The following is a 26,293-nucleotide window of genomic DNA, read 5'->3' on the forward strand; positions in this document are numbered from 1 at the left end:
CCTGTCTGGACCATCTTCACCGCATCCGGAGGAGGATGAGATGGTTTTGCGGCTGTACTCCCACCCGCTTTCTTCGTTCAGTCATAAGGTGCTTATCCCGCTTTACGAGAACGACACGCCGTTCGAGCCAATCGTGGTCGATTTCGGCGATCCCGCCTCCCTCGCCGCCTTCAAGGCGGTGTGGCCGATGGGGAAAATGCCGGCATTGGTCGATACCGACCGTGGCGAAACGGTTGCCGAATCCAGCATCGTCATCGAATATCTCGACCGGCACCATCGCGGTGCGGTCCGCTTCCTGCCGGACGATCCGGACCTTGCCAGGAAAGCGCGGTTCTGGGACCGCTTCTTCGATTTCCATGTCCATATTCTTATGCAGCAGATCGTCGGTGACAGGCTGCGGCCGGAAGGCAAGAGCGACCCGACCGGCGTCGAGAAGGCGCGTCGCCTGCTGCGCGATGCCTACGGTGTCATCGAGACCCGGATGGCAGGGCGGACATGGGCGATGGGCGACACGTTCGGCATTGCCGACTGCTCGGCCGCGCCCGCCTTGTTCTACGCCGATACCGCCGAGCCGATCGGAGACCAGTTTCCGGAGACGAAAGCCTATCTGCTGCGGCTTTGCGCCCGGCCTTCCTATCGCCGCGTGCTGAAGGAAGCGAGGCCCTATTTCCGGTATTTCCCGCTCGAAAAGAAGCCTGTCATTCCAGAAGCGTGACGTTCAGCGTCCCGCCAGCGTCTCGCGGATGACGCGCTGGCAGCGCTCGGCCATGTAGTCGAGGAACAGGCGGACCTTGGGGTCCTGCAGCTTGCGATGCGGATAGACAGCGGCAAGCTGGATCGGTGTCGGCGGATGGTCCGGCAAGATGATTTTCAGCCGCCAGTCCCGGATGAAGGGCTCGACCTCGAAACGCGGCTTGTTGATGATGCCGCGCCCCGACAGCGCCCAGCCGGTCAGCACGTCGCCATCGTCGGAATCGAACGGCCCGCGCACATCGTATTTCGCCGCCACGCCATTGGTCTGCAGCAGCCAGTAGAACTCGCGCATGCCGGGATAGCGCAGAAGCAGACAGTCGTGGCGCTGGCTGATGAGCTCCTGCGGCGTCTTCGGCTCACCGCGCCGTTCGAGATATTTCGGCGAGGCTACAAGCACGCGTTCGCAGTCCAGGATACCGCGCATCTTCAGGCTGGAATCCTCAAGCTGGCCGAGCCGGAAGGCGATGTCGATGCCTTCCTTCATGATGTCGACATTGTGGTCCGACAACCGCAGCCGCACCTCGATGTCCGGGTAGGTGTCGTGGAATTCGGGAATGCCCGCCGCGATCAGCCGGCGCCCGAGCCCGAGCGGCGCGGTCACCCGGATCGTGCCGCGCGGCTGGCCCGAAAGGGCAGCCACCGACGCCTCCGCTTCCGTGACTGCATCCAGCACCTGCTTCGCGCCCGTATAGAAGACCGAGCCGTGCTCGGTCGGCATCAGCTGCCGCGTGGTGCGGTTGAACAGCCGCACGCCGAGATGTTTTTCCAGTTCCTTGATGCGATTGGACGCGACGGCGGGCGAAATCCGCATGTCGCGGCCCGCGGCCGAAAGATTGCCAAGCTCCACGACGCGGACGAAAACGGCGATGTTATCGAGATAGGCCATGCGCTCACTATGCCGGGATATGAGAGATCAGGCTAATATTTTCGCGATTTTTTTGAAAGTCCTGGCGAAAGCAAACCCTTTCGCAACGTGGCGACACCAGTAAGATCAGGAAGAGTGAAAAGGGACGGCGCATGAACGACTACGCGGTGTTGTGGGACTGGCTGAGCTTCGGCGTGCGCTGGCTGCATGTCGTCACCGGCATTGCCTGGATCGGCTCGTCCTTCTACTTCATCGCGCTCGATCTCGGCCTGCGCCAACGCCCCGGCATGCCCGCCGGCGCCTATGGCGAAGAGTGGCAGGTGCATGGCGGCGGCTTCTACCACGTCCAGAAATATCTCGTCGCGCCTGCCGAAATGCCGGACCATTTGACCTGGTTCAAATGGGAGGCCTATTCGACCTGGCTGTCGGGCTTCGCGTTGCTCTGCATCGTCTATTATGCCGGCGCTGATCTGTTTTTGATCGACCGCAACGTGCTCGATGTTTCCGCGCCTGTCGCCATCGGCATTTCGCTCGCCTCCATCGCGCTGGGCTGGCTGCTCTACGACCTGTTGTGCAAATCGCCGCTGGGCCAGAACGACACGATCCTGATGCTGGTGCTCTATGCCATCGTCGTCTTCATGGCTTGGGGCTACACGCAGCTGTTCACCGGCCGCGCGGCCTTCCTGCATCTCGGCGCGTTTACCGCAACGATCATGTCGGCAAATGTCTTCATGGTCATCATCCCGAACCAGAAGATCGTGGTGGCCGACCTGATCGCCGGTCGCAAGCCCGACCCGAAATATGGCCGCATCGCCAAGACGCGCTCGCTGCACAACAACTATCTGACATTGCCGGTGCTGTTCTTGATGCTGTCGAACCACTACCCGCTTGCATTCGGCACCCAGTTCAACTGGGTCATCGCCTCGCTGGTGTTCATCATCGGCGTGCTGATCCGGCATTACTTCAACACGGTGCACAAGCGCGCCGGCAACCCGCACTGGACCTGGCTGGTCGCGGCCATTCTGTTCGTCGTCATCATGTGGCTGTCGACCGTGCCGAAAATCCTGACCGGCGAGCCCAAGGTAGCTGAGGCCAACCAGGTCTTCATCGCCTCCAGCCATTTCCCTGCCGTGCGCGACACCGTGCTGGGCCGCTGCTCGATGTGTCATTCGCCCGAGCCGTTCTATGACGGGGTCACCCACGCGCCCAAGGGCGTGGTGCTCGACACCGATTCGTCAATTGCCGACCATGCGCGCGAAATCTATCTCCAGGCCGGCCGCAGCCACGCCATGCCGCCCGGCAATGTCACGGCGATTACGCCCGAAGAACGCGCGCTTTTGGTGGCGTGGTTCGAGCAGGCGCGGTAACGAGCGGTTATGAGAATCGAAATCACCCCCTCACCGGTTTGCTTGGCAAACCACCTCTCCCCCTGCCTGGGGGAGAGGAACCCAAGCTGGAAAAGCGCTGACGCAGACGCTGCCTTTCCTCGCCCCTGGGCAGGGGGAGAGGTGGCCCAAAGGGCCGGTGAGGGGGCTTTTTTCCAGTTTGGTGGAGCGTTGCGATGACCGACCTTCTCCTCCGGGGCCGCACGCTGAGCTTCCTGCGCTGGCCCGACAGCATCGCCGACCACGCCGCCTATGCCTTCGAGGAGGACGGTGCTGTGCTGGTCCGCGACGGCAGGATCGTGGCGGCGGGGCCATTCGAAGCCATTGCGCCGCAGGCCGGCGAAGGCACGCGCACCGTCGACCATCGGCCGCATCTCATTTTGCCGGGCTTCATCGATGCGCATGTCCACATGCCGCAGATGCAGGTCATCGCGTCCTATGGCGCTGAGCTGCTCGACTGGCTCAACACCTACACCTTCCCCGAGGAGTCGAAGTTCGCCGACGCCCAGCATGGACGACGCATCGCGCGGCTGTTCCTGGACGAGATGATCCGCCAGGGCACGACCACGGTCGCCGCCTATTGCTCGGTCCACAAGCAGTCGGCTGAAGCCTTTTTCGCCGAAGCGCATGACCGCGACATGCTGATCGTCGCCGGCAAGGTGATGATGGACCGCAATGCGCCGGAAGGCGTTCTGGACACGCCGCAATCGAGCTATGACGACACGAAGGCGCTTATCGCCGAGTGGCACGGCAAGGGGCGTGGCCTTTATGCGATAACCCCGCGCTTCGCCATCACCTCTTCGCCCGAACAGATGGAGATGGCGCAATCGCTTGCGCGCGAGCATCCCGCCCTGCATATCCAGACGCATCTGTCGGAAAACCACGCCGAGATCGCGTTTACGCAAGACCTTTATCCTTGGGCGAAGGACTACACCCATATCTACGAGCATTACGGCCTGCTCCGCAGCCGCACGCTTCTTGGCCACTGCATCCATCTTTCGGAACGCGAAGCGGACGCGATCTCCGATGCCGGTTCCATCGCGGTCTTCTGCCCGACCTCGAATCTGTTTCTGGGTTCCGGCCTGTTCGACTACCAGCGCTTCCGCCAGCGCGAAAAGCCTTTGCGCATTGCCACCGCCACCGATGTCGGCGGCGGCACCAACTATTCCATGCTGCGCACCATGGACGAAGGCTACAAGGCCATCGCGCTGAATGGCGAGAAGCTCAACCCGTTCGCCTCCTTCTGGCAGATGACGCGCGGCAATGCCGAGGCGCTGTCGATTGCCGATCGCGTCGGCACGCTGGAGCCCGGCACGGATGCCGATCTGGTCGTGTTGAACTCCGCCGCCACGCCGGGCATGACGCTGCGCATGGAGACGGTCAGGTCGCTCGCCGAAGAGCTGTTCCTGCTGCAAACGCTGGGCGACGACCGCGCCGTGGTCGAGACCTATGTCGCGGGAAGGGCGGCAAAATCCGAACTTCCGTCGTCGCTCTCTTGACCTGACACCACGGACGCTGCATCCCGTTCCTGAAACGCGGAGGTGGACATGAGTGCCGAGGATATCGCAGGGATCATCGAGCAGGAGCGTCGGTTGGTGTTGCCCGCCTTCGACGAGGCTGTGGCCTTCGCGCTTGGAGCAGCGATCCGCGAGCGCGGCCTGAAGGAAAAGCTGTCCATCGTCGTCGACATCCAGACATGGGACCGTCCGCTCTTTTACGCCGCCTTGCCCGGCTCCAGCGCCGACAACGCCAACTGGGCGCGGCGCAAGCGCAATGTCGTCCGCCTGACACTCAAGAGCACCTATCGGTTGGTGCTGGAAAAACAGCGCCCCGACAGAACGTTTCCGGTCGGACAAGGGCTCGATCCTGCCGATTACGTGCTGGCCGGCGGGGGCTTTCCCATCGCGGTCGCCAATGCGGGCGTGATCGGCGTCATCGCCGTGTCGGGCCTGCCCGAACGACAGGACCACGGTGTCGTGGTCGATGCGCTGTGCGATCACCTCGGCATCGCCCGCGCGGAGTTGGCGCTGGGATGAGGACGGCACTCACCCCCCTCTGCCCTGCCGGGCATCCATGACCCTCGCCCCCAAACCCTTCCTGACCTCCATCTTCGACGCTGCCGTGGCCGCCGCCGATCCCGAGCGGACGATCCGCGACCATCTGCCGGCGAAGCCCAAGGGACGCACCGTCGTCATCGGCGCCGGAAAGGGTTCGGCGCAGATGGCGGCGGCGTTCGAGAAAGCGTGGGACGGCCCGCTGGAAGGCGTGGTCGTGACGCGCTACGGGTTTTCCGCGCCCTGCGACCGCATCGCAATCCTCGAAGCCTCCCACCCGGTTCCGGATGCGGCTGGCCTTGATGCCTCCAAGGCGCTGCTTAAGACCGTTTCCGGGCTGAGTGAGGACGATCTCGTCGTCGCCCTGATCTCCGGGGGCGGCTCCGCGCTGCTGCCATTCCCGGCCGGCAACCTCACGCTCGAAGACGAGATTGCCGTCAACGAGGCGCTGCTCGCCTCCGGCGCGCCGATCGCGGCCATGAACGCGGTGCGCAAGCATGTCTCGGGCATCAAGGGCGGCCGCCTGGCGCGGGCGGCGTGGCCCGCGCGCGTGGTATCGCTGGTTGTCTCCGACATACCCGGCGACAACCCGGCACTGGTCGCCTCCGGCCCCACGGTGCCGGATGCTGCGACGCGTGCGGACGCCCTGCGCCTGATCGAAACCTACCGCATCGCTTTGCCGGAAAAGGTGTTGGCGCATATCCGCAGCGAGGCATCGGCTGCGCCGCTGCCTTCCGACGTGCATTTCGCCCGCAATGAGGTGCGTGTCATCGCTTCCGCCGCCGTCTCGCTGGAAGCAGCGGCCGCCGAGGCTGGGCGGCAAGGGGTCGAGAGCGTCATCCTTTCGGATTCCATCGAGGGCGAGGCCCGCGATGTGGGCTCGGTGCATGCCGCTATCGCCCGCGAGGTGGCATCGCGCGACCGGCCGTTCCGCAAACCGGTGCTGATCCTGTCGGGCGGCGAGACCACGGTGACGCTTCGCTCCAAAGGCAAGGGCGGACGCAACAGCGAGTTCCTGCTGGCCTTCGCCATCGGCATCGATGGGGTGGACGGCATTTCGGCGCTGGCCGCCGATACCGACGGCATAGACGGCTCGGAAGACAATGCCGGCGCCTTTGCCGACGGCAGGACAGTGGCAAGGATGCGCAGGGCAGGGGTGGACGCCAAGGCGAAACTGGCCGGAAACGATGCCTGGACGGCGTTTCGAAGCGTCGACGACCTGTTCGTCCCAGGCCCGACCGGCACCAATGTCAACGATTTGCGGGCCATTCTGATTCGCTGATTGTCTACCTTGGCTGCGTCTTTGCTTGCTCACCCCCGCCCCTAACCCCTCCCCACAAGAGGGAGGGGGACGTTCCGGCGGAAGCTTTTCCCTAAGCTTCCGAAACCTTTGATGTCCGGCGAGGAAGGCGTCTCCCTCCCCCTTGTGGGGAGGGATAAAGGGTGGGGGTGCAATCAGCGAATGCCATGCCGTATTGCGGGGTGCAAAACGCGGATGGACATCTTATATGGGGGCGACAATTTTCCTCATGAGGCCATCATGACAGACGCTCAGACGCAAATCCCGGTAACCGTGCTGACCGGTTATCTCGGCTCCGGCAAGACAACGCTGCTCAACCGCATCCTTTCCGAAAACCACGGCAAGCGTTACGCCGTCATCGTCAACGAGTTCGGCGAAATCGGCATCGACAACGACCTGATCGTGGAGTCCGACGAGGAAATCTACGAGATGAACAATGGCTGCGTCTGCTGCACCGTGCGCGGCGATCTGATCCGCGTGGTCGAAGGCCTGATGCGCCGTCCCGGTCGCTTCGATGCGATCGTCGTCGAGACCACCGGCCTGGCCGACCCTGTTCCGGTCGCGCAGACCTTCTTCATGGACGACGATGTCCGCTCCAAGACCAAGCTCGACGCGGTGGTCGCGCTGGTCGACGCCAAGCACCTGCCGCTGCGGCTCAAGGACAGCCGCGAGGCCGAGGACCAGATCGCGTTTGCCGATGTCGTCGTGCTGAACAAGACCGATCTCGTGACTGCGGACGAACTGCGCGACGTGGAAGCCGCGATCCGCGCCATCAACCCGACCGCCAGGATCCATCGCACCACCCGCTCGGGCGTCGATTTGACCGAAGTGCTGGACCGCGGCGCCTTCGACCTCAAGCGCGCTTTGGAAAACGATCCGCATTTCCTCGATGCCGACGACCACGGCCATGATCATGCCTGCGGCCCGGATTGCGACCATGACCACCATCACCACGGTCATGATCACCATCACCACCACGACCATGGGCACGATCACCATGACCACGCCCCGTCGGCGATCCATGACGTGACGGTGCAGTCGGTTTCGTTGCGCGGCGGAGAGATGGATTCCAAGAAGTTCTTCCCCTGGATCGAGAAGATCACCCAGATGGAAGGGCCGAACATCCTGCGGCTCAAGGGCATCATCGCCTTCAAGGACGACCCTGAGCGCTACGTCATCCAGGGCGTGCACATGATCATCGAGGGCGACCACCAGCGCGCCTGGAAGGATGGCGAGAAGCATGAAAGCCGGCTGGTCTTCATCGGCCGCGAACTCGACCGTGAGCGCCTGGAACGCAGCTTCCTCGCCTGCCAGGCTTAAGGCCGACTTGTTTGTTGCGTGCGCCGCAAAGCTCGCGCAATTTCCCCCCGCCGGCTCGCTGCGCTCGCCACCTCTCCCCCACTTCGTAGGGGGGAGGAACCCAGGCTGGAGAATGGCCGCTTCCATCGAGGCCGCGTTTCCTCTCCCCCGGGCAGGGGGAGAGGTGGCGAGCGCAGCGAGCCGGTGAGGGGGTGCTTCATCCCACCCGATTCGCTTACGGAAATCGAACATGCCAACAGTCGCCCCACTTGATCTCGACAGCCATTGCCTGGCGACCGCCTTCATCGCCGATGTGCCCTATTTCGCGCTGGCCGATGGGGTGGTTCATCGGCTCGACAATGGCCACAAATGGAGCGAGCTGCATGATGGGCTTTTGGCCACCGCCTATGACGCCGCCAAGGGACGGCTGATCACCGGTGGCGAGGACGGCAAGGTGCTCGCGGTCGGTGCTGGCGGTGCGTCCGAACAGCTCGCGGAGATCGGCCGCAAGTGGGTAACCAGCGTTGCCGCCGGCCCGCAGGGCGCGGTTGCCTTTGCGTCGGGGCGCAACGCCTATGTGCGGTTTGCCGACGGCAAGGTAAAGGAACTCGCCCATCCGCGCTCGGTCGAGGGCGTCGCTTTCTCGCCCAAGGGCATGCGCATCGGCGCTGCCCGCTACAACGGCGCGACGCTGCATTTCCCCGCCGCCGAGGGCAAGCCGGTCGAGCTGGAATGGGCAGGCGCGCATACCGGCATAACCTTTTCCCCCGACGGCAACTTCGTCGTCACGACCATGCAGGAAAACGCCCTGCATGGCTGGAAGCTTGCCGACGGCAAGCACATGCGCATGACCGGCTATCCCGCCAAGGTCAAAAGCCTGTCGTGGAGCGCCAAGGGCAAGTGGCTGGCAAGCTCGGGCGCGCCGGCGGCTATCGTCTGGCCGTTTTCGGGCAAGGATGGCCCGATGGGCAAGGCTCCGCTGGAACTCGGCACGCGCGGCAACTCCATGGTCACCTGCGTCGCCTGCCACCCCAGCCAGGAGATCGTGGCGGTCGGCTATGACGACGGCATGATCCTGGCCGTCCGGTTCGGCGATGCCAAGGAGGTCGTGCTGCGCCGCGCCGGCAAGGGCGCTGTCACCGCCATGAGCTGGGATCAGGAGGAACGCCGCATCGCCTTCGGTTCGGCGGCCGGCGACTGCGGTGTCATCGATATCGCGGCCTGACGCCCTGACCCAACGTTCACCTGATGCCTGACGATTGCACCATCCTGTTTCGTCTGGCTAAAGTGCGCCCGCATTGAAGGCGAGGGCATCATGACGGCATCGACCGAAGGCGGGATCGCGCTGGAGCGCATTGCAGCGCTCCACGCTGGCGAAAGCGCTGTATTCCGCCGCGCAAGACCGAAGTCGGAAGCCGCCATCGGCAACGGCCTGCCCGGCTTTTTCGGCGGCGTGCCGATGCACTGGATGACCGACTGGCCGACGCCGTTCCCCATCGTGGTCGAGACGGCGCGAGGCGCCACCGTCACCGATATAGACGGCATCAGGCTCGACGATTTCTGCCTTGGCGACACCGGCTCCATGTTCGGCCATTCCCCGGCGCCGGTGGCGCGCGCCATTCGCCGCCAGGCCGGGCGCGGGCTCACCTACATGCTGCCGTCGGAAGATGCGCTCGAACTCGGCCTCCTGCTTCAGGGAACATTCGGCCTGCCGCACTGGCAGATCGCCACGACCGCGAGCGACGCCAATCGCTTTGCGCTCCGCGTCGCCCGCGCCGTCACCGGCCGCGATAAAATCCTGGTGTTCAACGGCTGCTATCACGGCGCCGTCGACGAGACGATGGTGCGGCTGAAGGGGGGCAGGCCGGTCAACCGGCCCGGCCTCGCCGGCGAGTTCCGCGACCTGACCCAGCGCACGCGCATCGTCGAGTTCAACGATCCGGCAGCACTCGAAGCGGAACTGGCCCACGGCGATGTCGCCTGCGTCATCACCGAGCCGGTGCTGACCAATTCCTGCATGGTGCTGCCCGATCCGGGTTTTCACGATGCCCTGCGCGCACTGACCCGCAAGGCGGGCACGCTGCTCCTGATCGACGAGACGCACACCGTTTCGACAGGGCTCGGCGGCTACACCCGCGTGCATGGCCTCGACCCCGACCTGTTCGTGCTCGGCAAGCCGGTTGCCGGCGGCGTGCCGGCCAGCATCTGGGGCATGAGCGAGGCGGTCGCCGACCGCTACCAGGCCTACAACCGCACGAAGGAGCAGGGTTACTCCGGCATGGGCACCACCCTGTCAGCCAATCCGCTGCAGTTCGCAGCCATGCACGCGACGCTGACCGAGGTGATGACCGCCAAGAATTATGCCCATATGGACACGCTGGCAGAGCGGCTTCAAGCCGGCCTTGCCCGGGCGATTAGGGCAAACGGGCTGCCATGGCACGTCGCGCGGGTCGGCGCCCGCGTCGAGTTCATCTGCGCGCCGGGGCCGCTGCGCAATGGCGGCGAGGCGGAAGCCGCCCATGCCTCGCGTCTTGAGGCGGCGCTGCATGTCGCGCTGGTCAATCGCGGTGTGCTGATCGCGCCGTTCCACAACATGATGCTGGTCTCGCCGGCCACCACGGCGCGGCAGGTCGACCGCCTCGTCTCGGCCTTTGGCGATATTGCTCAAGGCCTTACGGCGTGAGACAAGCGAGTGACCAACCGAGACCCATCATGACCTCACCTTCCGGCTCGACCGTCGACGAAGCCAAGGCCTTCCTCGACGCCCATCCCGAAATCGAAGCGATCGACATCGTTCTGACCGACGTCAACGGCATCGGCCGGGGCAAGATTATCCGCCGACACGAATTGCTGGGCTTCTACGAGGGCGGGCGGCATCTCCCGATCTCGATCCTCGGCCTCGATATCACCGGCGAAGACGTGCACGAGACGGGGTTGATCTGGGATTCCGGGGATGGCGATCTGCGCGCATGGCCCATTCCGGGTACCCTCAAACCGCTTTTTGGCACCCTTCCGCCGCGCGGTCAGGTGCTGATGTCGATGTATCATCTCGACGGGACGCCGATGACCTCCGACCCGCGCCTTGCGCTGCGGCGGCAGGTCGAGCGGCTGGCCGAAAAGGGCCTGCATCCGGCGGGCGCCTTCGAACTCGAATTCTTCCTCCTGGCCAACGAGCGCGACGCCGACGGCAAGGTGCAGCCGGCGCTGGCGGTGCTCGACGGACGCCGCAGCGGCAAGACCGAGGTCTACTCCGTCGACCATCTGCACGGCATGGAGCCGCTGTTTTCGGATATCTATGCGGCAGCGAAGGCGCAGGATATTCCGGCCGAGACGGTGATCTCGGAATATGCGCCCGGCCAGTATGAGCTGACTTTGCACTACCGCAAGGACATCATGCGGGCGGCCGACGATCTGGTGCTGCTCAAGCGCATCGTGCGCATGGCGGCGCGCCGGCATGGCGTCACCGCCTGCTTCATGGCCAAGCCGATCGAACGTTATGCCGGTTCGGGCATGCATCTGCATGTCTCGCTGTCGGACGATGACGGCCGCAATGTCTTCACCGAGGCCAGGGAAGGCGAATGGTCGCCTATGCTGCTGCATGCGCTGGGCGGGCTCGCCGCCACCATGGCCGAATCGATGCTGGTGTTCGCGCCCCATGCCAATTCCTGGCGGCGCTTCGTGTCGCAATCCTATGCGCCGGTCGCACCGAGCTGGGGCGTCAACAACCGCTCGGTTGCCTTGCGGGTGCCGGCGGGCGATGCCAAAAACCGCCGCCTCGAGCATCGCCCCTCGGGTGTCGACGCCAACCCTTATCTGGTCGCGGCGACCGTGCTTGCCGGCATCGCCAAGGGGTTGGACGAGCAGCTCGATCCCGGCCCGGAGACGACCGGCAACGGCTATGCGCAGACCGCGTCCACCGGGACGGCAATGCCTCCCGACTGGCGCAGCGCCATCGAGGCTGCGAAAGCCTCGGAGTTTCTCAAGCAGGCGCTGGGCGAAGACCTGCACCGCACCTTCACCGAGATCAAGCATGCGGAATATCTACGGGTCGCCCGCACGGTCAGCGAGTTGGACTACCATCTCTATCTGCACGAGGTCTGAGGCGTCTCCTAGTCTGCAAAGCATATGGTTTGCCGACGCAGTTTCTTGTCATTAGGCTGTAACATCCTTCTGTCAAAGAGCGCGGTGTCGGGACCGTGAAGCGGGCTTTCGTCCGTGTTATGATGTTTCCGGCCATGGCTGTGTGCCATGAATGTCGGATCGGTCTGTCCCAGAGAGGGTTCATATGGCCAAGTCGAACAAAAGCGCCGCCATCAACCGGCTTCACTCCGTAGCCCGCCTCGCCAGAACGACGCTTGCCGCGCGGCTTCTGGCGCACGGCTTCTATGCCGGGCAGGACCAGATCATGCTGGCGCTGAGCGTCGAGGACGGCCAGACCCCGGGCCAACTGGCGACACGGCTGGGCGTGCGCCCGCCGACCATTACCAAGACCATCAACCGCCTTCAGGCACAGGGTTTTCTGGAAAAGAAGGCGTCCAGTTCGGACGCGCGCCAGGCGCATATCTTCATGACCGAGACCGGCCGCGACGCGATCCGCGCCATCGAGAAGTCGGTGCGCAAGACCGAGAAGCAGGCGATGAAAGGCCTCGACAAGAAGGAGATCAAGCAACTGACCAAGCTGCTTCACCGCATCGAGGCGAACCTGTCCAACGTCGTCTATGCCGATGCCGACGACGAAGCCGATCTGCCCGAATTGGCCGAGGTGCTCGAAACGGCGGACGCCGGTGCGCAGGAACCGGATGTGAAGGCCGCCGCCGAATAGGAGCTTCGGCTCGGCCGTCATTTCGTCCGATCGACTGGTCTAGCCGTTTGTTCTTGCGGCAAGGCGGCGACTCACCCAGAGTTGCCGCAGATTTTCCCGCCCAATGGCGAGCCGTTGACTGCAACTTCCCAAGACAAACCCACCCCGGTCGCCGCGATCCTCTTCATTTTCGCGTCCGGGCTGTTGTTTTCATTTTTGGATTCGAGCGCGAAATATCTCGTCCTGTCGGGAATGGACGCGGTGTTCGTGTCCTGGTGCCGCTTTGCCGGTCACGCGGTGCTTGTGTTCATCATGTTCCGTGGCTGGAGCAATTTCAGTATTTTCAAGACACGAAGTCTGCCGCTTCAAATCGTGCGCGGAGTGTTCCTGTTCGGCTCGACGATCTTCAATTTCCTGGCGCTGCGGCAACTGCAGCTTGCCGAAACGATGTCGATCGCCTTCTTCGCGCCCATGATCATCACGGCGCTGGCCGGGCCATTGCTGGGCGAATGGGCGGGCTGGCGACGCTGGATGGCCGTCCTGGTCGGCCTTCTTGGCGTGCTCGTCATCACGCGGCCAGGTTTCGGCAGCTTTTCGCTCGGACATCTCTGTGCCCTGGCTTCGGCGGTCAGCTACAGCCTCTATGTGCTGATGACGCGCAAGATGTCGGTGAAAGAGTCGACGGAAAGCCTCATCTTCTATTCCGCCATGGCGCCGATGGTGTTGATGGCGCCAGCCTTGCCCTACACCGTCTCGGCGCCGCCGCATGCCTGGGCCTGGGTGCTGCTGGCAAGCCTGGGCATATTCGGTGGTGTCGGGCACTACTTCATCATTCTTGCCTACCGCCGTGCGACCGTCACCGCGCTGGCTCCCTATCCCTATCTGCAGATAGTCTGGATGATCCTTCTGGGCTGGCTTGTCTTCCAGCAATTGCCGGATCTGTGGACCGTCGCTGGAGCGGGCATCATCGCGCTTAGCGGTCTCTACATCGTTCGCCGGGAACATGTGCTGCGCGTTCAGAACCGCGCCGCGTTGCTGGCCGAAACAGAAGAGCTGGCAAAAAAACGTTGATTTGCCCGCCTGGATTGTCCTATCGCTTTTAAACAGTTTAAAAAGCGAAGCTCTGGGCAAGGCGCCCGATGGCGGAGGAGGCCATACTGGGTCAGAAGATCAAGCTTTCCACAATTGCCGATGCGCTCGGCGTGTCCACTGCGACGGTGTCGCTGGCCTTGCGCGACAGCCCGCTTGTGGCAGACGAGACTCGCGAACGCATCAAGCACCACGCCCGAGAAATCGGCTATATCTACAACAGGCGCGCTGCGAGCCTCCGCACCTCCCGTTCCGGTATCCTCGGCGTCGTCGTTCATGACATCATGAACCCGTTCTTCGCCGAAATCCTACGCTCCATCGAAACCGAACTCGACCGCAGCGGCCAGACCTTTCTTCTGTCCAACCACTATGACGACCTGGAAAAGCAACGCAGCTTCATCGACACGCTGCTGCAGCTCGGCGCTGACGGCGTCATCATGTCGCCCGCAATCGGCACACCGGCCGAAGACATCGCCATGGCCGAACGCAACGGCTTGCCCGCCGTGCTGATCGCGCGCGCCGTGGAAGGCGCTGAAGTGCCGGTGTTTCGTGGCGACGACGCCTATGGCACAGCACTGGCCACCAACCATCTCATTTCGCTCGGTCACCGCAGGATCGCCATGGTCGGCGGCACGGACCAGACTTCCACCGGAAGGCACCGCTACCAAGGTTATCTGGACGCAATGACCGCCGCGGGACTCGAGGTGAAGCCGTCCTGGCGCATTCCAGGGCCGCGCACCAAGCAGGCCGGTTTCGACGCGGCGGGCCAGTTCCTCACCATCGAGGACCGGCCAACCGCCGTCTGCTGCTGGAACGATCTCGTCGCGATCGGGCTGATGAACGGCATCGCGCGCGCGGGCCTTGTTCCCGGGGTGGATGTCGCGGTGACGGGATATGACGACATCGAGGAGGCGGCCATTGCAACGCCGGCCCTGACCACCGTCTGGAACGGCCAGCGCGAAGTCGGCCGTCGCGCCGCCAGCGCCCTGCTCGACAAGCTGAACGGCAGGCCCGTGCGGCTGTCCCAGGAACTCATCAAGCCGGAGCTGCATGTCCGGCAATCCTCCGGAGTGCCCATAAAGACGCCATGACCGACCGACCTTTCGTTCTCATTCCAGGCCATCCGCATCCGCGTGTTTTCGAGCGTTTGCAGACCGGTTTCCAAATCGTCCGGATCGACACCGCGGACCCTGCTCTGGTCACGCCGGATATCGCGAAGAAGGTGCGTGCCGTCGCGGTGTCAGGCGCCGGCACCGGCCGCATCACGGCCGACTTCATGGCCGCGCTGCCCAATCTCGAGATCGTCGCCAATTTCGGCGTCGGCTATGACGGCGTCGACGCACCATATGCCGGCAGGAACGGCATCATGGTTACCAACACGCCGGACGTTCTGACCGAGGAGGTGGCCGATGTCGCCCTCGGTCTCGTCATTGCCACCGCGCGCGAGTTCCACAAGGCCGAGACCTGGCTGCGCCAGGGCCGCTGGGCCAGCGAAGGCAATTATCGCCTGACGCCGGGCAGCCTGCGCGGCCGCAAGGCCGGTATTTTCGGCATGGGCCGCATCGGCCTGGCTGTTGCCCGCCGGCTTGAAGCCTGTGGGCTGCCGGTCGCCTATCACAACCGCCGGCAGGTGCCGGATGTGGTCTATGACTATCATCCGACGCTAAAGGGGCTCGCCGAGGCGGTCGATATTCTCGTTTCCGTCGTTCCGGGAACGGCGTCGACCGAAAAGGCTGTGAATGCCGATATCCTGAAGGCGCTGGGACCGCACGGCATCTTCGTCAATGTCGGGCGTGGCAGCACGGTCGATGAAGACGCGCTGATCGCCGCACTGTCGGATGGCACCATCCTGGCAGCCGGCCTCGACGTGTTCGCCGACGAGCCCAATGTCCCGCAAGGCCTGCTCGACGCGCCCAATGCGATGCTCCTGCCGCATGTGGCTTCAGCCAGCATCATGACGCGCAACGCCATGGCCGATCTCGTGGCCGACAACATCTTTGCCTGGTTCGATGACGGCCGGCCGCTGACCGCGGTGCCTGAAACGGCGGATGTGAAAGCCGCCGCGCGGTAGCGGCGGCTATTCGGCCGCGGCGCGGGTTGCGCCGCGAGCCAGCGCATGCAGGCGAACAGCCTCGCCGAAGGCACGGAAGATTTTCTGCGAGGCGCTGTCCGAGTTCACCCAATATTCCGGGTGCCACTGTACGCCGACGGCGAAGGCGCGCGAATCCCTGACCGACACGGCCTCGACCGTCCCATCCTCGGCCACGGCCTCGATCTGCAGCGTTTGTCCAAGCCGCTCGACGGCCTGCCTGTGGACCGAGTTCACCTGGATTTCGCCGGCGCCGAACACGGCGGCGAGGCAGGTGCCTTCCTTGATCTTCACCGGCTGGCGGATCGCGAAGCGCTCGTCCTGGTTGTCGCTGACCGGCGCGCGGTGGTCCATGATTCCCTCGCGCTCCTGGATCTCGCTCGCCAGCGAGCCGCCGAGCGCGACATTCATTTCCTGGATGCCACGGCAGATGGCGAGCAGCGGCACGCCGCGCTCCACCGCGCGGCGAATCAGCGGCAAGGTGGTGGAATCGCGGGCGTGGTCGTAGGGGCCGTTGGCTTCCGTCGCCTCCGCCCCGTAGAGCCGTGGGTCGACATTGGATTTCGAGCCCGTCATCATCACGCCGTCGACCCGGTCGAGCAGCATGTCGAGATCGAGCCGATCGCCGAAGGAAGGAACGAGAAGCGGAAAGACGCCGGCGCCCGCAATCGCCGCCTCAAGATATTGCTGGGGCGCCGCGTGCCAGGTGTAGTTGTCGAACTGGCGAACGTCGGTGGATACGGCGACAAGCGGCTGATGCATTTCGAACTCTCGGGATTGGCTTTGAAGGCACTCTGTATTGTGCCCACAAAATAGGCGATTTCTCGACTTTTGCCAGCGCGTCCGTTGCGGTGGCCAAAGTCATATCCGGATTGGCCTTAGACTATAGTTTTACCGCCGTTGATACCGTTCAGATTTTTTTCGCTTTGATACCAGAAGCGTTTCGCACGTGGCTTTACTAGGCTTTTCGCCTGTGTATTGTCGAGGCAACGTCGCCTAGCAAATCCAAGGATTTAACCGGTGCCGTCGCCTTACGGATCCACCCAGGGAGGAATTTCATGGATCGCCGTTCATTCTTCAAAAAGGCTGGTGCAGCCGGCGTCGGCGCGGCCGCCGCTACAGCCCTTGCCGCGCCTGCCATCGCCCAGTCCAATCCGAAAGTGACGTGGCGTATCGCCTCGTCCTTCCCGAAGTCGCTCGACACCATCTATGGCGGTGCCGAAGTGTTTTCGAAAATGCTGTCTGAAGCGACCGACGGCAATTTCCAGGTTCAGGTGTTTGCCGCCGGTGAAATCGTTCCTGGCCTGCAGGCCGCGGACGCTGCCGCGAACGGCACGGTCGAAGGCTGCCATACGGTTGCCTATTATTATGTCGGCAAAGACCCGACCTGGGCCCTCGGTGCAGCTGTTCCGTTTGCGCTGAATGCGCGCGGCATGAACGCCTGGCACTATCATGGCGGCGGCATCGCGCTGTTCAACGAGTTCCTGGCCAAGCAGGGCCTGTACGGTCTGCCCGGCGGCAACACCGGTGTGCAGATGGGCGGTTGGTTCCGTAAGGAAATCAACACCGTCGCCGATCTTCAGGGCCTGAAGATGCGTATCGGCGGGTTTGCCGGCCAGGTGCTCAGCAAGCTCGGCGTCGTGCCGCAGCAGATTGCCGGCGGCGACATCTATCCGGCACTCGAAAAGGGCACCATCGACGCCGCCGAATGGGTCGGCCCCTACGACGACGAAAAGCTCGGCTTCCAGAAGGTCGCGCCTTACTACTACTATCCGGGCTTCTGGGAAGGCGGCCCGACCGTCCACCTGATGTTCAATAAGGCGAAGTACGAAGAGCTGTCGCCGGCCTATAAGTCGCTGGTGCATACGGCTGCCCAGGCTGCCGACGCCAACATGTTGCAGAAATACGATTATCTGAACCCCACCGCGATCAAGAACTTGGTGGCCAATGGCGCGCAGCTTCGCCCGTTCAGCCAGGAGATCCTGTCGGCCAGCTTCGACGCAGCCAACGAGGTCTATGCCGACGTCGAGGGGAAGAACCCCGACTTCAAGAAAATCTGGGAATCGATCAAGGCCTTCCGCAAGGACTATTACGTCAACATGCAGATCGCCGAATACAACTACGACACCTTCATGATGATCCAGCAGCGCGGCAGCAAGCTCTAAGCTCCAGCGCAGCACAGAGACGGCGAACCCCGGGGCATCATGCTCCGGGGTTCTTTTTTGCCCGCATTCCTGCCGGCGAACGGCTCTGTCAAAAAAGAAGGGCGCCGCGAGGGCGCCCTTTTCAAGTGTTGCCGTCCGCTCAGTTGAAGCTTGGCGGCTGCGACAGCGGATTGGCCGGGGCAGGCGGCTGCGGCGGCGCCGGCGTACCGCCCGGAGCGGGTGCCGGTGCGGGCTGGTCGCCGGGCATGGCAGGCGGAGCGCCGAAGGGCGACGACCCCAGACCGTTGTTGCCCAGGCCGCCACCGCCGAGGCCGGGAAGGTCTGGCATCTGGATCTGGATCGAGCCTGGATCCACCGGTTTGCCTTTGTAATGCAAGACCATCTGCGGGAACATGATCGTGAGCGTGACCATGACGATCTGGATGCAGACGAACGGCACCGCGCCACAATAGATCTGGCCGCTGGTAATCGGCTCGATCTTCTTGCCGGTAATGCGGTCCAGATAGGGCACGCGCGCCGCCACCGAACGCAGGTAAAACAGCGCGAAGCCGAAGGGCGGGTGCATGAAGCTGGTCTGCATGTTGATTGCCAGCAGCACGCCGAACCACACCAGATCGATGCCAAGCGCATTTGCCGGGCCGACCAGAAGCGGCACGATGATGAAGGCCAGCTCGAAATAATCGAGGAAGAAGGCCAGCAGGAACACCAGGATGTTGACCACGATCAGGAAGCCGACTTCACCGCCGGGCAGCGAGACCAGCAGATGCTCGACCCAGATATGGCCGTTGACGCCGTAGAAGGTCAGCGAGAAGACGCGCGCACCGAGCAGGATGAACATCACGAAGCTGGACAGGCGCGTGGTCGAGGCGAGCGCCTGCTTGATCACATCCAGCGTCAGCCGGCCTTTGAACGCGGCGAGGATCAAGGATCCCACGGCGCCCATGGCGCCGCCTTCGGTCGGCGTGGCAATGCCGAGGAAGATGGTGCCCAGAACAAGGAAGATCAGCGCGAGCGGCGGGATCAGCACGATGATGACCTGCTGCGCCAGCCGCGACATGATGTTGAGCTTCATTGATTTGTCGACGATGGCGAAGACGTAGATCAGGATGACGCCGATCGTTGCCCCCAGAATGTCGGCATTGGCGCCTTGTGTCGGGGACAGCATGATATGGGCGACATAGGAGACGATTGCGACCGCGACGAGCGCCACGATCAGCGACGTCACGCCCGAACCCAGCGTGCGCGCCTCCAGCGGCAAGGCCGGCATGGAGTTCGGCCGCAGGAAGCTCATGACCAGAACGTACAGCATGTAGAGGCTGGTCAGCACCAGGCCGGGGACCAGTGCGCCGGCATACATGTCGCCGACCGACCGGCCGAGCTGGTCGGCCAGAATGATCAGCACCAGCGAGGGCGGGATGATCTGCGCCAGCGTTCCCGATGCCGCGATGACGCCGGTCGCCGCGCGGCGGTCATAGCCGTAACGCATCATGATCGGCAGCGAGATCAGGCCCATGGCGATGACCGATGCCGCGACGACGCCTGTGGTGGCCGCAAGCAGCGCACCGACGATGATGACCGCATAGGCCAGGCCGCCGCGAATAGGCCCGAAAAGCTGGCCGATCGTATCGAGCAGATCTTCGGCCATGCCGGAGCGTTCCAGCACGATGCCCATGAAGGTGAAGAACGGAATGGCCAGCAGCGTCTCGTTCGACATCTGGCCCCAGAACCGTTCCGGCAAGGCGTTCAGCAAGGGCCAGGACAGGGTGATCACGCCGTTCGAATAGGGAGCGAGCTCCACGCCGATGACGAAAAACAAAAGTCCGTTGGCAGCCAGCGCGAAGGCGACGGGATAACCGAACAGCAAAAAAAGCATCATGGAGGCGAACATGATCGGCGCCATGTTCTGGGCGATGAACTCGATCATTTCTTGATCTCCTCGGCGAGCGCCTTGGCTTCGAGTTCAGCCGCTTCGTGAGCCGATATGAACGGGTTTGGATCGTCCATGTCTCCGCGCATGATCGCGATCTTCTTGATGATCTCCGAGACGCCCTGGAAGGCGAGCAGGATGAAGCCGACGAGAAGCACCGCGCGCGCCGGCCAGATGATCAGGCCGCCGGTGTTGGAAGACATCTCGCTGGTCCGATAGGCCTGGAGCGTATAGGGCGTCAGGTAATAAACCATCAGCAGACAGATGGGCATGAGGAAGAAAACGTGGCCGAACAAGTCGACCCAGTGCTGGCGCTTGCGTGACAGCGAGCCGTAAAGCAGGTCAATGCGGATATGCTCGTTCTGCTTCAGCGTATAGGCGGCCGCCAGCATGAAGGCAGCTCCAAACAGGTACCACTGCAATTCGAGCCAGGCATTCGACGACATGTTGAATGCCTTGCGAATGACGGCATTGATGGCGCTGACAAGGATCGCGGCAAGGATGCACCATGCCACCGCCTTGCCGATGAATTCATTGATTCGGTCAATGAGTCTGGATAGAGCGAGAAGCCCTGCCATGCATTTCCTCCCTGGTGTTGGCGAAGCGCCGTTCCCCGACTTTTTCTATCCGCTCCACCTTGCATCGGTATGACCCGACCAAGCCAGTGGCGTCAACAGAACAAGTCCTCAGGAAACTTGAGCGAATTGGACTTGGCCTGTAGAGCAAGGCGCAGCGCGTTTGGATTCAACCAAAGTTCAAGGCGGGCAGAAAGCCTTAGATTGTCGCTTTTGTGCCGCTTGTGCTTTTCATGAGGACGAGGGCGACGATCAGCAGCCCCAGCATCCAGGCGTCGCGCCACTCGATTGGGAAATAGCCTGCCCACAGCGACTCGGCGAAACCGAATACGGCCGCGCCGGCGGCGGCGTTCAGCGGCTCGCCGCGCGACCCGAGTGCCGAGACGAACAGGATCTTCAGCCCGTAGATCAGCCCGGCGCCGAAGCCGAGATTGCCATAGTAGAGCGCTGCCATGATGCCGGAGGCCGCCGCGTAAGCGCCGGCGAGAAGCATGGTCCGCTGAAATACGGAACGGGTGTCCACGCCGCACAGGCTCGCCGCTGTCGGGTCGTCGGCCACAGCGCGCCACAGGCGGCCGAAGGCGTGCTGCCTCACGAGCAGAGCGCCTGCGCCGACACAAACCAGGGCGGCCGCGCAGTTGATGAGCTGGATGAGCGTCAGCGTCGCGTCATACCGTCCGTCCGATGCGAGGACGACCGGGGTTGCCAGCATCGGCGGCAACCAGAAGTCGCGCGTGTCGGCGGCGATGCGGCCTGCTTCCGACAAGACGATGGCGACAGCCAGCGTGGCGACCACGATGGCATTGGGCGAGCGCTCCGCAAGCGGAGACAGCACCAGGCGCGAGACGATGACGGCCGCGGCACAGGCATAGAGCAGGCCGATCGAGACTGAGAGGGCGACGGTGGCAGGCAGGGCAAGCCACAGCACGTTCCAGGCGAAGACCGACGCCAGGATCGCGGTTTGCCCGGCAAAAGCAAACAGCGCGCCATGTGCCAGGTTGGCGCGGTGCAGGACGCCATTGCCCAGCGCGTAGCCGAAGGCGAGCAGCGCATAAAGAGCTGCGGAATGGGCGCCGTTGAGGAATTGCTGCACGAAATAGAGCATGGCGGCCTTCGGATGTCCAAAAGACAATATAACTTGTAAAAGCAATTTTACAGGTTAGATTTTGCCATGGCCATCGAATGGAACGCACATCGATTTTCGGGCGGCGTGTTGGCGCTTGATGTCGCCAACACCGTGGTGCTGCGCGGCGACGCCGAACGCGGCTTCGACCGATTTTCAGACGTGTCCGAGATCGGCCGGTTCGCCGGCGCGGCCAGTGTTTTTCGCGCCGAGGAGCTGCGGGGCAGGAGGCTCGACGTGTCCGATGCGCAGCGCATCGGACCGCTTGTGATTGCGCTGAGAGAAGCCACAGACCGGCTGTTTCGCGACGCGGTCGGGCAGGGCAGCTTCTCAGCCGAACAGGCCGCCTGCGTCCTCAAATTTTGTTCCGAGGCGCTGTCTGGCTCGGGAGAACGGATCGGCGCGCCGTCGCATGGCGCGATTGCTTTCGAGGCCGCTTTGGCGGTGTCGGCGCTGTCCCTGCTGCGCGAGGAAATGCTGCCGAGGCTCAAGATCTGCGCCAATTGCCGCTGGCTGTTTGTCGACCGCAGCCGCAATGGCAGCCGGCTTTGGTGCGACATGACCGTCTGTGGCAACCGCAGCAAGGCGCGGCGACACTATCGCCGCCATAGGGCGCGGGAGGGTGTCGGTCATGGCTGAAGGCAGGTTTCGCCTCGCTGCTTTCGCGCTCTGCGCCGTTCTCGCGCTGGCGGCCTGCCGCGAGCAGGGGGCGGAAGGCGAATATTTCGAGGTTTCAGGGCGGATGTTCGTGTTCAATTATCGCCTGGCGACCGCGCACTATCTCGTCACGCTGCGCCCGATGCGGCCTATCGCGTCCGGCCAGAAGGCGGTCGTCCGCTTCGAGAATCCGGCGGGCGGCGACGAGATCGAGACCAGCCGGACGATCTGGCCGCGCAGCGAAAAGCTGGTGCTAGAAAGTCCACCCGTCGAGTGCGTTGTGAAAGACCGGCCCTACAAGATTTCCATCGCCATAGAGGATGCCGGGGGAGAGGTCCTGCAGCGGATCGAGACGACGCTGAAATCCTCCGAAGACCAGTCTGTCCTGCCCGACCGTCCGCTGGTGGTCGGGCCGTTTTATTCGCCCAATCCCGATGTCGCGGGCCATCCCGACGGGAAGATTCCAGGCGGTCGCGGGGTGATCTGTCCGAAGCTGTAGCTTTGCAGCGTAACAAAGATGCCTTGATGCGGCCATCGAAGGCCTTTTCGTGCGTGGAAAGGCGCAAGCGCTTGTCTTCGACTGCTCTTTTCGGTGGAGCAGCAATTTTGTTTGACCTTGCGGTGATGGGGGGAAACACTGTTGCTGCTAACCCACGTCGAGCGTTCCGAATCACAGGACGCCTCACAAGGAACGGCAGGATGACGCTTCACGACGTTGCGCTCGGCGACAAGTTCGACCTCTCCAGGGAGCGCATCTTCCTGTCCGGTTCGCAGGCCGTGATCCGCATGATGCTGATGCAGCGCGAGCGCGACCGCCTGACCGGCCTGAACACGGCGGGCTTCGTCTCCGGCTATCGCGGATCGCCCCTGGGCGGCCTCGATCTCCAGCTGTGGAAAGCGAAAAACCAGCTCGAAACCTCGGGCATCGTGTTCCAGCCGGGCCTCAACGAAGAACTTGCGGCCACCGCCTGCTGGGGCTCGCAGCAGACCGAGCTTCTGGGCGAGGGCACGCATGACGGCATCTTTTCCGTCTGGTACGGCAAGGGTCCCGGCGTCGACCGCTCCGGCGACGTCTTCCGCCACGCCAATCTGGCAGGCTCCTCCAGGCATGGCGGTGTTCTGGCGCTGATGGGCGACGACCACACCGCCGAATCCTCGACCAATGCGCATGCGACGGAGTTTTTGTTCGTCGACACGATGATCCCGATCCTCAATCCGGCCGGCGTGCAGGAACTCATCGACTACGGCCTCTACGGCTTCGCCCTGTCGCGCTTCGCCGGCACCTGGGCCGCGATCAAATGCGTCAAGGACAACATCGAATCCACGGCCTCGGTCGATGCATCGTTGAACCGGCTGAACATCGTCCTGCCCGAGTTCGACATGCCGCCCGGCGGGCTCAACATCCGCCACGAGCTCGACCAGCTCGGCCAGGAAGCGCGCCTGCACGAATACAAGCGTGCCGCCGCAGCCGCCTTCATTCGCGTCAACGGCCTGAACAGGATGGTCTATTCCGGCGGACATAGCGCCAAGATCGGTATCATCACGGTCGGCAAGAGCTTTCTCGACGTGCGCCAGGCGCTGGACGATCTCGGTATCGACGAGGCGCAGGCCAACCGGATCGGGCTTCGGCTGTTCAAGGTCGGCTGTCCCTGGCCGCTCGACTTCGAGCACATCAAGGAGTTCGCCCAGGGCCTCGAGATGATCGTCGTCGTCGAGGAAAAGCGCTCGCTCATCGAGACGCAACTGCGCGAGATGCTCTACGGCACCGCCATGCAGCCCAAGGTCGTCGGCAAGAAGAACGAGCGCGGCGAGTGGCTGTTTGCCGCCAAGGGCGCGCTCGACCCCAATGACATCGCGATTGCCATAGGCGAGCGGGTGCTGTCGGTCATCGGCGCGTCGGAGGAGATTTCCGCCCGCGTCAGCCGGCTCAGGCAGTACCAGGCGATGCTCGCCGACACCAAGGACATTGCAACCCGCACGCCGTTCTTCTGCTCCGGCTGCCCTCACAACACGTCGACAAAGCTGCCGGAAGGCTCGATCGCCGGCGGCGGCATCGGCTGCCACTTCATGGCGCTGTGGATGGATCGCGGCACGATCGGTTTCACCGCCATGGGCGGGGAGGGCGCGCAGTGGGTCGGCCAGGCGCCGTTCTCCAAGCGCGAGCACATCTTCCAGAATCTCGGCGACGGCACCTACAATCATTCCGGCGTGCTGGCGCTGCGGTTCGCGCTCTCCGCCAAGGTCAACATGACCTACAAGATCCTCTACAACGACGCGGTGGCGATGACCGGCGGCCAGCCGCATGAGGGCGGGCTGACGGTCGACATGATCGCCCAGCAGGTGCGCGCCGAAGGCGTCGAGCGCATCGCGGTGGTGACAGACGAGCCCGGCAAATATGTCGGCGTCGCCCGCTTTCCCGACGGCGTCACCATCAGTCCGCGCGAGGATCTCGACCGCGTCCAGCGCGAGCTGCGCGAGGTCAAGGGCGTGTCGGTGCTGCTGTACGACCAGACTTGTGCGGCCGAAAAACGTCGCCGCCGCAAGCGGGGCACCTTGCCCGATCCAGACAAGCGCGTGTTCATCAACGAACTCGTCTGCGAGGGCTGCGGGGATTGCGGCGTCAAGTCGAACTGCGTGTCGATCCAGCCGTCCGAGACCGAATTCGGCCGCAAGCGCCGCATCGACCAATCGAGCTGCAACAAGGACTTTTCCTGTCTCGAAGGCTTTTGCCCGTCTTTCGTGACGGTGCATGGCGGCAAGCTGCGCAAGGGCAAGGGCATGGCCGGCACAGACGACCCGCTCGCCGACGTGCCCGCGCCCAAGCCCTTTGCGCTGGGCGTGGAAGGCTGGGCTGCAATCATCGACGGTGTCGGCGGCACCGGCGTGGTGACGGTCGGCGCCATTCTCGGCATGGCGGCGCATCTGGAAGGCAAGGGCTGCGGCATGATCGACATGGCAGGTCTTGCCCAGAAGGGCGGTTCGGTCTTCACCCATGTGCGCATCGCCAACAGCCCCGACGACATCAACGCTATCCGCGTTTCGGCAGGCAAAGCCGACCTCGTTCTGGGCTGCGACCTCGTCGTGTCCGGCGCCAAGAAGGTGCTGGCCTCCGTCCGCGAGGGGCATACGGTCTTCGTCGCCAACACATCCGAAATCATGCCCGGCGACTTCACCCGCGCAGCCGATTTCTCGCTCCCCACGGAGCGGTTGAAGAAGACGATCCGCCAGGCTGCCGGCGAGGAGCAGGCGCATTTCTTCGACGCCACGCGGACGGCCAGCGCGCTGTTCGGCACCTCGCTTGGCGCCAATATGTTCATGCTCGGCTTCGCGTTCCAGCATGGCGCGGTGCCGCTCGGCGCGGACGCGGTCGAAAAGGCCATCGAACTCAATGGCGAGGCGGTGGCGATGAACCTCGCCGCCTTCCGCTGGGGCCGCCGCGCCGCGCATGAGCCGGAGACGGTGCGCGCGCTGGTTGCGCGCAGCGGCCCAGCCGCTCCCACAGCTGCTCTATCCGCCTCGCTGCGGGAGATCGTCGACCGGCGTTCCGAGTTCCTTGCTGCCTATCAGAACGAAGCCTATGCCCGGCGTTACCGCGACCGTGTCGATGCCGTGCGTTCAGCCGAGGAACGCGCCGCTCCGGGCTCGACCGTTGTCGCGGAGGCTGTGGCGCGCGGTCTGTTCAAGATGATGGCTATCAAGGACGAATACGAGGTCGCACGGCTTTACACGGACGGTTCGTTCAAGCGTGCCCTTGCCGAGCAGTTCGAAGGGTATGACAGGCTGGAATTCCATCTTGCGCCGCCGATACTCGGGCGCAAGGACAGCGACGGCAAGCCACGCAAGTCGCGCTTCGGTTCGTGGATGATGACCGGGTTCAAGCTCCTTGCCGCGCTCAGGGGGCTGCGCGGAACGGCTCTCGATCTGTTCGGCTACACGGCCGAGCGCAGGATGGAGCGGAAACTGCTTCGGCAGTACGAGGCCGACCTGGATTTGATCGCCGGCTCGCTGATGCCCGGCCGCATCGAAACCGCCGCCGCACTGGCGTCGCTTCCCCAGCTGATCCGCGGCTACGGACATGTCAAACACCGGAATTCCGAGACTGCGAAGCAGGAGCGCGAGCGGCTTCTCGTGCGGTTTCACGATGCGAAAGCATCACCTGCGCTGGCTGCCGCAGAGTAATGTCGACGCCTGGCCAAGCAACGATCAGACGA

At 63.6% G+C, this 26,293-nt stretch carries 22 protein-coding genes; 17 read left to right on the forward strand and 5 right to left on the reverse strand.

Annotated elements, in window-relative coordinates:
- The first annotated feature begins 40 nt into the window (after positions 1-40).
- On the forward strand, positions 41-715 hold the full coding sequence (locus tag ICI42_RS06685) for a glutathione S-transferase family protein (protein WP_188163788.1): 675 nt from the start codon (positions 41-43) through the stop codon (positions 713-715).
- A 3-nt stretch (positions 716-718) separates the two neighbouring features.
- Here ICI42_RS06685 and ICI42_RS06690 read toward each other — a convergent pair whose 3' ends face one another.
- On the reverse strand, positions 719-1,639 hold the full coding sequence (locus ICI42_RS06690) for a LysR family transcriptional regulator (protein ID WP_188163789.1): 921 nt from the start codon (positions 1,637-1,639) through the stop codon (positions 719-721).
- A gap of 131 nt (positions 1,640-1,770) precedes the next feature.
- On the opposite strand from ICI42_RS06690, the gene ICI42_RS06695 reads away from it, so the two are divergent.
- The 12 genes from ICI42_RS06695 to ICI42_RS06750 all read left to right on the forward strand — a co-directional run bounded on the left by ICI42_RS06695 (position 1,771) and on the right by ICI42_RS06750 (position 15,617).
- Complete coding sequence (locus tag ICI42_RS06695) at positions 1,771-2,985, forward strand: urate hydroxylase PuuD (protein ID WP_188163790.1); 1,215 nt, start codon at positions 1,771-1,773, stop codon at positions 2,983-2,985.
- 194 nt (positions 2,986-3,179) lie between these two features.
- Positions 3,180-4,502 carry a guanine deaminase gene (gene guaD, locus ICI42_RS06700; protein ID WP_188163791.1) on the forward strand — a complete coding sequence of 441 codons (1,323 nt, stop codon included), beginning with the start codon at positions 3,180-3,182 and terminating at the stop codon, positions 4,500-4,502.
- Between the two features lie 48 nt (positions 4,503-4,550).
- The gene (locus tag ICI42_RS06705) at positions 4,551-5,039 is read left to right on the forward strand and encodes a heme-degrading domain-containing protein (RefSeq protein WP_188163792.1); all 489 of its coding nucleotides are present in this window, start codon (positions 4,551-4,553) and stop codon (positions 5,037-5,039) included.
- 37 nt (positions 5,040-5,076) lie between these two features.
- Complete coding sequence (locus ICI42_RS06710; protein WP_188163793.1) at positions 5,077-6,339, forward strand: glycerate kinase type-2 family protein; 1,263 nt, start codon at positions 5,077-5,079, stop codon at positions 6,337-6,339.
- Between the two features lie 258 nt (positions 6,340-6,597).
- Positions 6,598-7,677, forward strand: a complete 1,080-nt coding sequence (locus ICI42_RS06715) for a CobW family GTP-binding protein (protein WP_188163794.1) — start codon at positions 6,598-6,600, stop codon at positions 7,675-7,677.
- Positions 7,678-7,906: 229 nt separating this feature from the next.
- Positions 7,907-8,881 carry a WD40 repeat domain-containing protein gene (locus ICI42_RS06720; RefSeq protein ID WP_188163795.1) on the forward strand — a complete coding sequence of 325 codons (975 nt, stop codon included), beginning with the start codon at positions 7,907-7,909 and terminating at the stop codon, positions 8,879-8,881.
- 90 nt (positions 8,882-8,971) lie between these two features.
- Positions 8,972-10,339, forward strand: coding sequence for an aspartate aminotransferase family protein (locus ICI42_RS06725; RefSeq protein ID WP_188163796.1), 1,368 nt, complete (start codon positions 8,972-8,974; stop codon positions 10,337-10,339).
- Between the two features lie 29 nt (positions 10,340-10,368).
- Entirely contained in the window at positions 10,369-11,757 is a 1,389-nt protein-coding gene (locus tag ICI42_RS06730) for a glutamine synthetase family protein (RefSeq protein ID WP_188163797.1), read from the forward strand.
- Positions 11,758-11,941: 184 nt separating this feature from the next.
- Entirely contained in the window at positions 11,942-12,478 is a 537-nt protein-coding gene (locus tag ICI42_RS06735; protein ID WP_188163798.1) for a MarR family winged helix-turn-helix transcriptional regulator, read from the forward strand.
- A 114-nt stretch (positions 12,479-12,592) separates the two neighbouring features.
- Positions 12,593-13,528 (forward strand): DMT family transporter, encoded by a 936-nt coding sequence (locus tag ICI42_RS06740; protein WP_210317046.1) that lies wholly within the window; start codon positions 12,593-12,595, stop codon positions 13,526-13,528.
- Positions 13,529-13,614: 86 nt separating this feature from the next.
- On the forward strand, positions 13,615-14,637 hold the full coding sequence (locus ICI42_RS06745; RefSeq protein WP_188164444.1) for a LacI family DNA-binding transcriptional regulator: 1,023 nt from the start codon (positions 13,615-13,617) through the stop codon (positions 14,635-14,637).
- Complete coding sequence (locus ICI42_RS06750; protein ID WP_188163799.1) at positions 14,634-15,617, forward strand: 2-hydroxyacid dehydrogenase; 984 nt, start codon at positions 14,634-14,636, stop codon at positions 15,615-15,617. The genes ICI42_RS06745 and ICI42_RS06750 overlap by 4 nt, the downstream gene beginning before the upstream one ends.
- Before the next feature lie 6 nt (positions 15,618-15,623).
- Here the strand turns inward: ICI42_RS06750 and ICI42_RS06755 are convergent, their stop codons facing one another.
- On the reverse strand, positions 15,624-16,397 hold the full coding sequence (locus ICI42_RS06755) for a gamma-glutamyl-gamma-aminobutyrate hydrolase family protein (protein WP_188163800.1): 774 nt from the start codon (positions 16,395-16,397) through the stop codon (positions 15,624-15,626).
- Between the two features lie 296 nt (positions 16,398-16,693).
- On the opposite strand from ICI42_RS06755, the gene ICI42_RS06760 reads away from it, so the two are divergent.
- Positions 16,694-17,800 carry a TRAP transporter substrate-binding protein gene (locus ICI42_RS06760; RefSeq protein WP_188163801.1) on the forward strand — a complete coding sequence of 369 codons (1,107 nt, stop codon included), beginning with the start codon at positions 16,694-16,696 and terminating at the stop codon, positions 17,798-17,800.
- Positions 17,801-17,939: 139 nt separating this feature from the next.
- On the opposite strand, the gene ICI42_RS06765 is transcribed toward ICI42_RS06760, so the two are convergent.
- The 3 genes from ICI42_RS06765 to ICI42_RS06775 all read right to left on the reverse strand — a co-directional run bounded on the left by ICI42_RS06765 (position 17,940) and on the right by ICI42_RS06775 (position 21,407).
- Positions 17,940-19,724, reverse strand: coding sequence for a TRAP transporter large permease (locus tag ICI42_RS06765; RefSeq protein ID WP_188163802.1), 1,785 nt, complete (start codon positions 19,722-19,724; stop codon positions 17,940-17,942).
- Positions 19,721-20,305 carry a TRAP transporter small permease subunit gene (locus ICI42_RS06770; protein WP_188163803.1) on the reverse strand — a complete coding sequence of 195 codons (585 nt, stop codon included), beginning with the start codon at positions 20,303-20,305 and terminating at the stop codon, positions 19,721-19,723. The genes ICI42_RS06765 and ICI42_RS06770 overlap by 4 nt, the downstream gene beginning before the upstream one ends.
- 196 nt (positions 20,306-20,501) lie before the next feature.
- Complete coding sequence (locus ICI42_RS06775; RefSeq protein ID WP_188163804.1) at positions 20,502-21,407, reverse strand: branched-chain amino acid ABC transporter permease; 906 nt, start codon at positions 21,405-21,407, stop codon at positions 20,502-20,504.
- A gap of 66 nt (positions 21,408-21,473) precedes the next feature.
- Between ICI42_RS06775 and ICI42_RS06780 the strand changes: the two genes are divergently transcribed.
- The 3 genes from ICI42_RS06780 to ICI42_RS06790 all read left to right on the forward strand — a co-directional run bounded on the left by ICI42_RS06780 (position 21,474) and on the right by ICI42_RS06790 (position 26,261).
- Positions 21,474-22,064, forward strand: coding sequence for a CGNR zinc finger domain-containing protein (locus tag ICI42_RS06780; protein ID WP_188163805.1), 591 nt, complete (start codon positions 21,474-21,476; stop codon positions 22,062-22,064).
- Positions 22,057-22,581: a hypothetical protein gene (locus ICI42_RS06785; protein WP_188163806.1), complete on the forward strand. Its 525-nt coding sequence runs from the start codon at positions 22,057-22,059 to the stop codon at positions 22,579-22,581. Before ICI42_RS06780 ends, ICI42_RS06785 begins: the two co-directional genes overlap by 8 nt.
- Before the next feature lie 125 nt (positions 22,582-22,706).
- Entirely contained in the window at positions 22,707-26,261 is a 3,555-nt protein-coding gene (locus ICI42_RS06790) for an indolepyruvate ferredoxin oxidoreductase family protein (protein WP_188164445.1), read from the forward strand.
- Positions 26,262-26,293 lie beyond the last annotated feature (32 nt).

The organism is Oryzicola mucosus (assembly GCF_014534685.1).
GTDB lineage: Bacteria > Pseudomonadota > Alphaproteobacteria > Rhizobiales > Rhizobiaceae > Oryzicola > Oryzicola mucosus.

Excerpts from the sequence above, each read along its gene's own strand:
- ICI42_RS06685 (WP_188163788.1), top strand. The coding sequence starts at position 41 with ATGGTTTTGCGGCTGTACTCCCACCCGCTTTCTTCGTTCAGTCATAAG.
- ICI42_RS06790 (WP_188164445.1), top strand. The coding sequence starts at position 22,707 with ATGGGGGGAAACACTGTTGCTGCTAACCCACGTCGAGCGTTCCGAATC.
- ICI42_RS06735 (WP_188163798.1), top strand. The coding sequence starts at position 11,942 with ATGGCCAAGTCGAACAAAAGCGCCGCCATCAACCGGCTTCACTCCGTA.
- ICI42_RS06705 (WP_188163792.1), top strand. The coding sequence starts at position 4,551 with ATGAGTGCCGAGGATATCGCAGGGATCATCGAGCAGGAGCGTCGGTTG.
- ICI42_RS06710 (WP_188163793.1), top strand. The coding sequence starts at position 5,077 with ATGACCCTCGCCCCCAAACCCTTCCTGACCTCCATCTTCGACGCTGCC.
- ICI42_RS06725 (WP_188163796.1), top strand. The coding sequence starts at position 8,972 with ATGACGGCATCGACCGAAGGCGGGATCGCGCTGGAGCGCATTGCAGCG.
- guaD (WP_188163791.1), top strand. The coding sequence starts at position 3,180 with ATGACCGACCTTCTCCTCCGGGGCCGCACGCTGAGCTTCCTGCGCTGG.
- ICI42_RS06775 (WP_188163804.1), bottom strand. The coding sequence starts at position 21,407 with ATGCTCTATTTCGTGCAGCAATTCCTCAACGGCGCCCATTCCGCAGCT.
- ICI42_RS06760 (WP_188163801.1), top strand. The coding sequence starts at position 16,694 with ATGGATCGCCGTTCATTCTTCAAAAAGGCTGGTGCAGCCGGCGTCGGC.
- ICI42_RS06715 (WP_188163794.1), top strand. The coding sequence starts at position 6,598 with ATGACAGACGCTCAGACGCAAATCCCGGTAACCGTGCTGACCGGTTAT.
- ICI42_RS06755 (WP_188163800.1), bottom strand. The coding sequence starts at position 16,397 with ATGCATCAGCCGCTTGTCGCCGTATCCACCGACGTTCGCCAGTTCGAC.
- ICI42_RS06780 (WP_188163805.1), top strand. The coding sequence starts at position 21,474 with ATGGCCATCGAATGGAACGCACATCGATTTTCGGGCGGCGTGTTGGCG.
- ICI42_RS06770 (WP_188163803.1), bottom strand. The coding sequence starts at position 20,305 with ATGGCAGGGCTTCTCGCTCTATCCAGACTCATTGACCGAATCAATGAA.
- ICI42_RS06730 (WP_188163797.1), top strand. The coding sequence starts at position 10,369 with ATGACCTCACCTTCCGGCTCGACCGTCGACGAAGCCAAGGCCTTCCTC.
- ICI42_RS06690 (WP_188163789.1), bottom strand. The coding sequence starts at position 1,639 with ATGGCCTATCTCGATAACATCGCCGTTTTCGTCCGCGTCGTGGAGCTT.
- ICI42_RS06765 (WP_188163802.1), bottom strand. The coding sequence starts at position 19,724 with ATGATCGAGTTCATCGCCCAGAACATGGCGCCGATCATGTTCGCCTCC.
- ICI42_RS06720 (WP_188163795.1), top strand. The coding sequence starts at position 7,907 with ATGCCAACAGTCGCCCCACTTGATCTCGACAGCCATTGCCTGGCGACC.
- ICI42_RS06695 (WP_188163790.1), top strand. The coding sequence starts at position 1,771 with ATGAACGACTACGCGGTGTTGTGGGACTGGCTGAGCTTCGGCGTGCGC.
- ICI42_RS06785 (WP_188163806.1), top strand. The coding sequence starts at position 22,057 with ATGGCTGAAGGCAGGTTTCGCCTCGCTGCTTTCGCGCTCTGCGCCGTT.
- ICI42_RS06750 (WP_188163799.1), top strand. The coding sequence starts at position 14,634 with ATGACCGACCGACCTTTCGTTCTCATTCCAGGCCATCCGCATCCGCGT.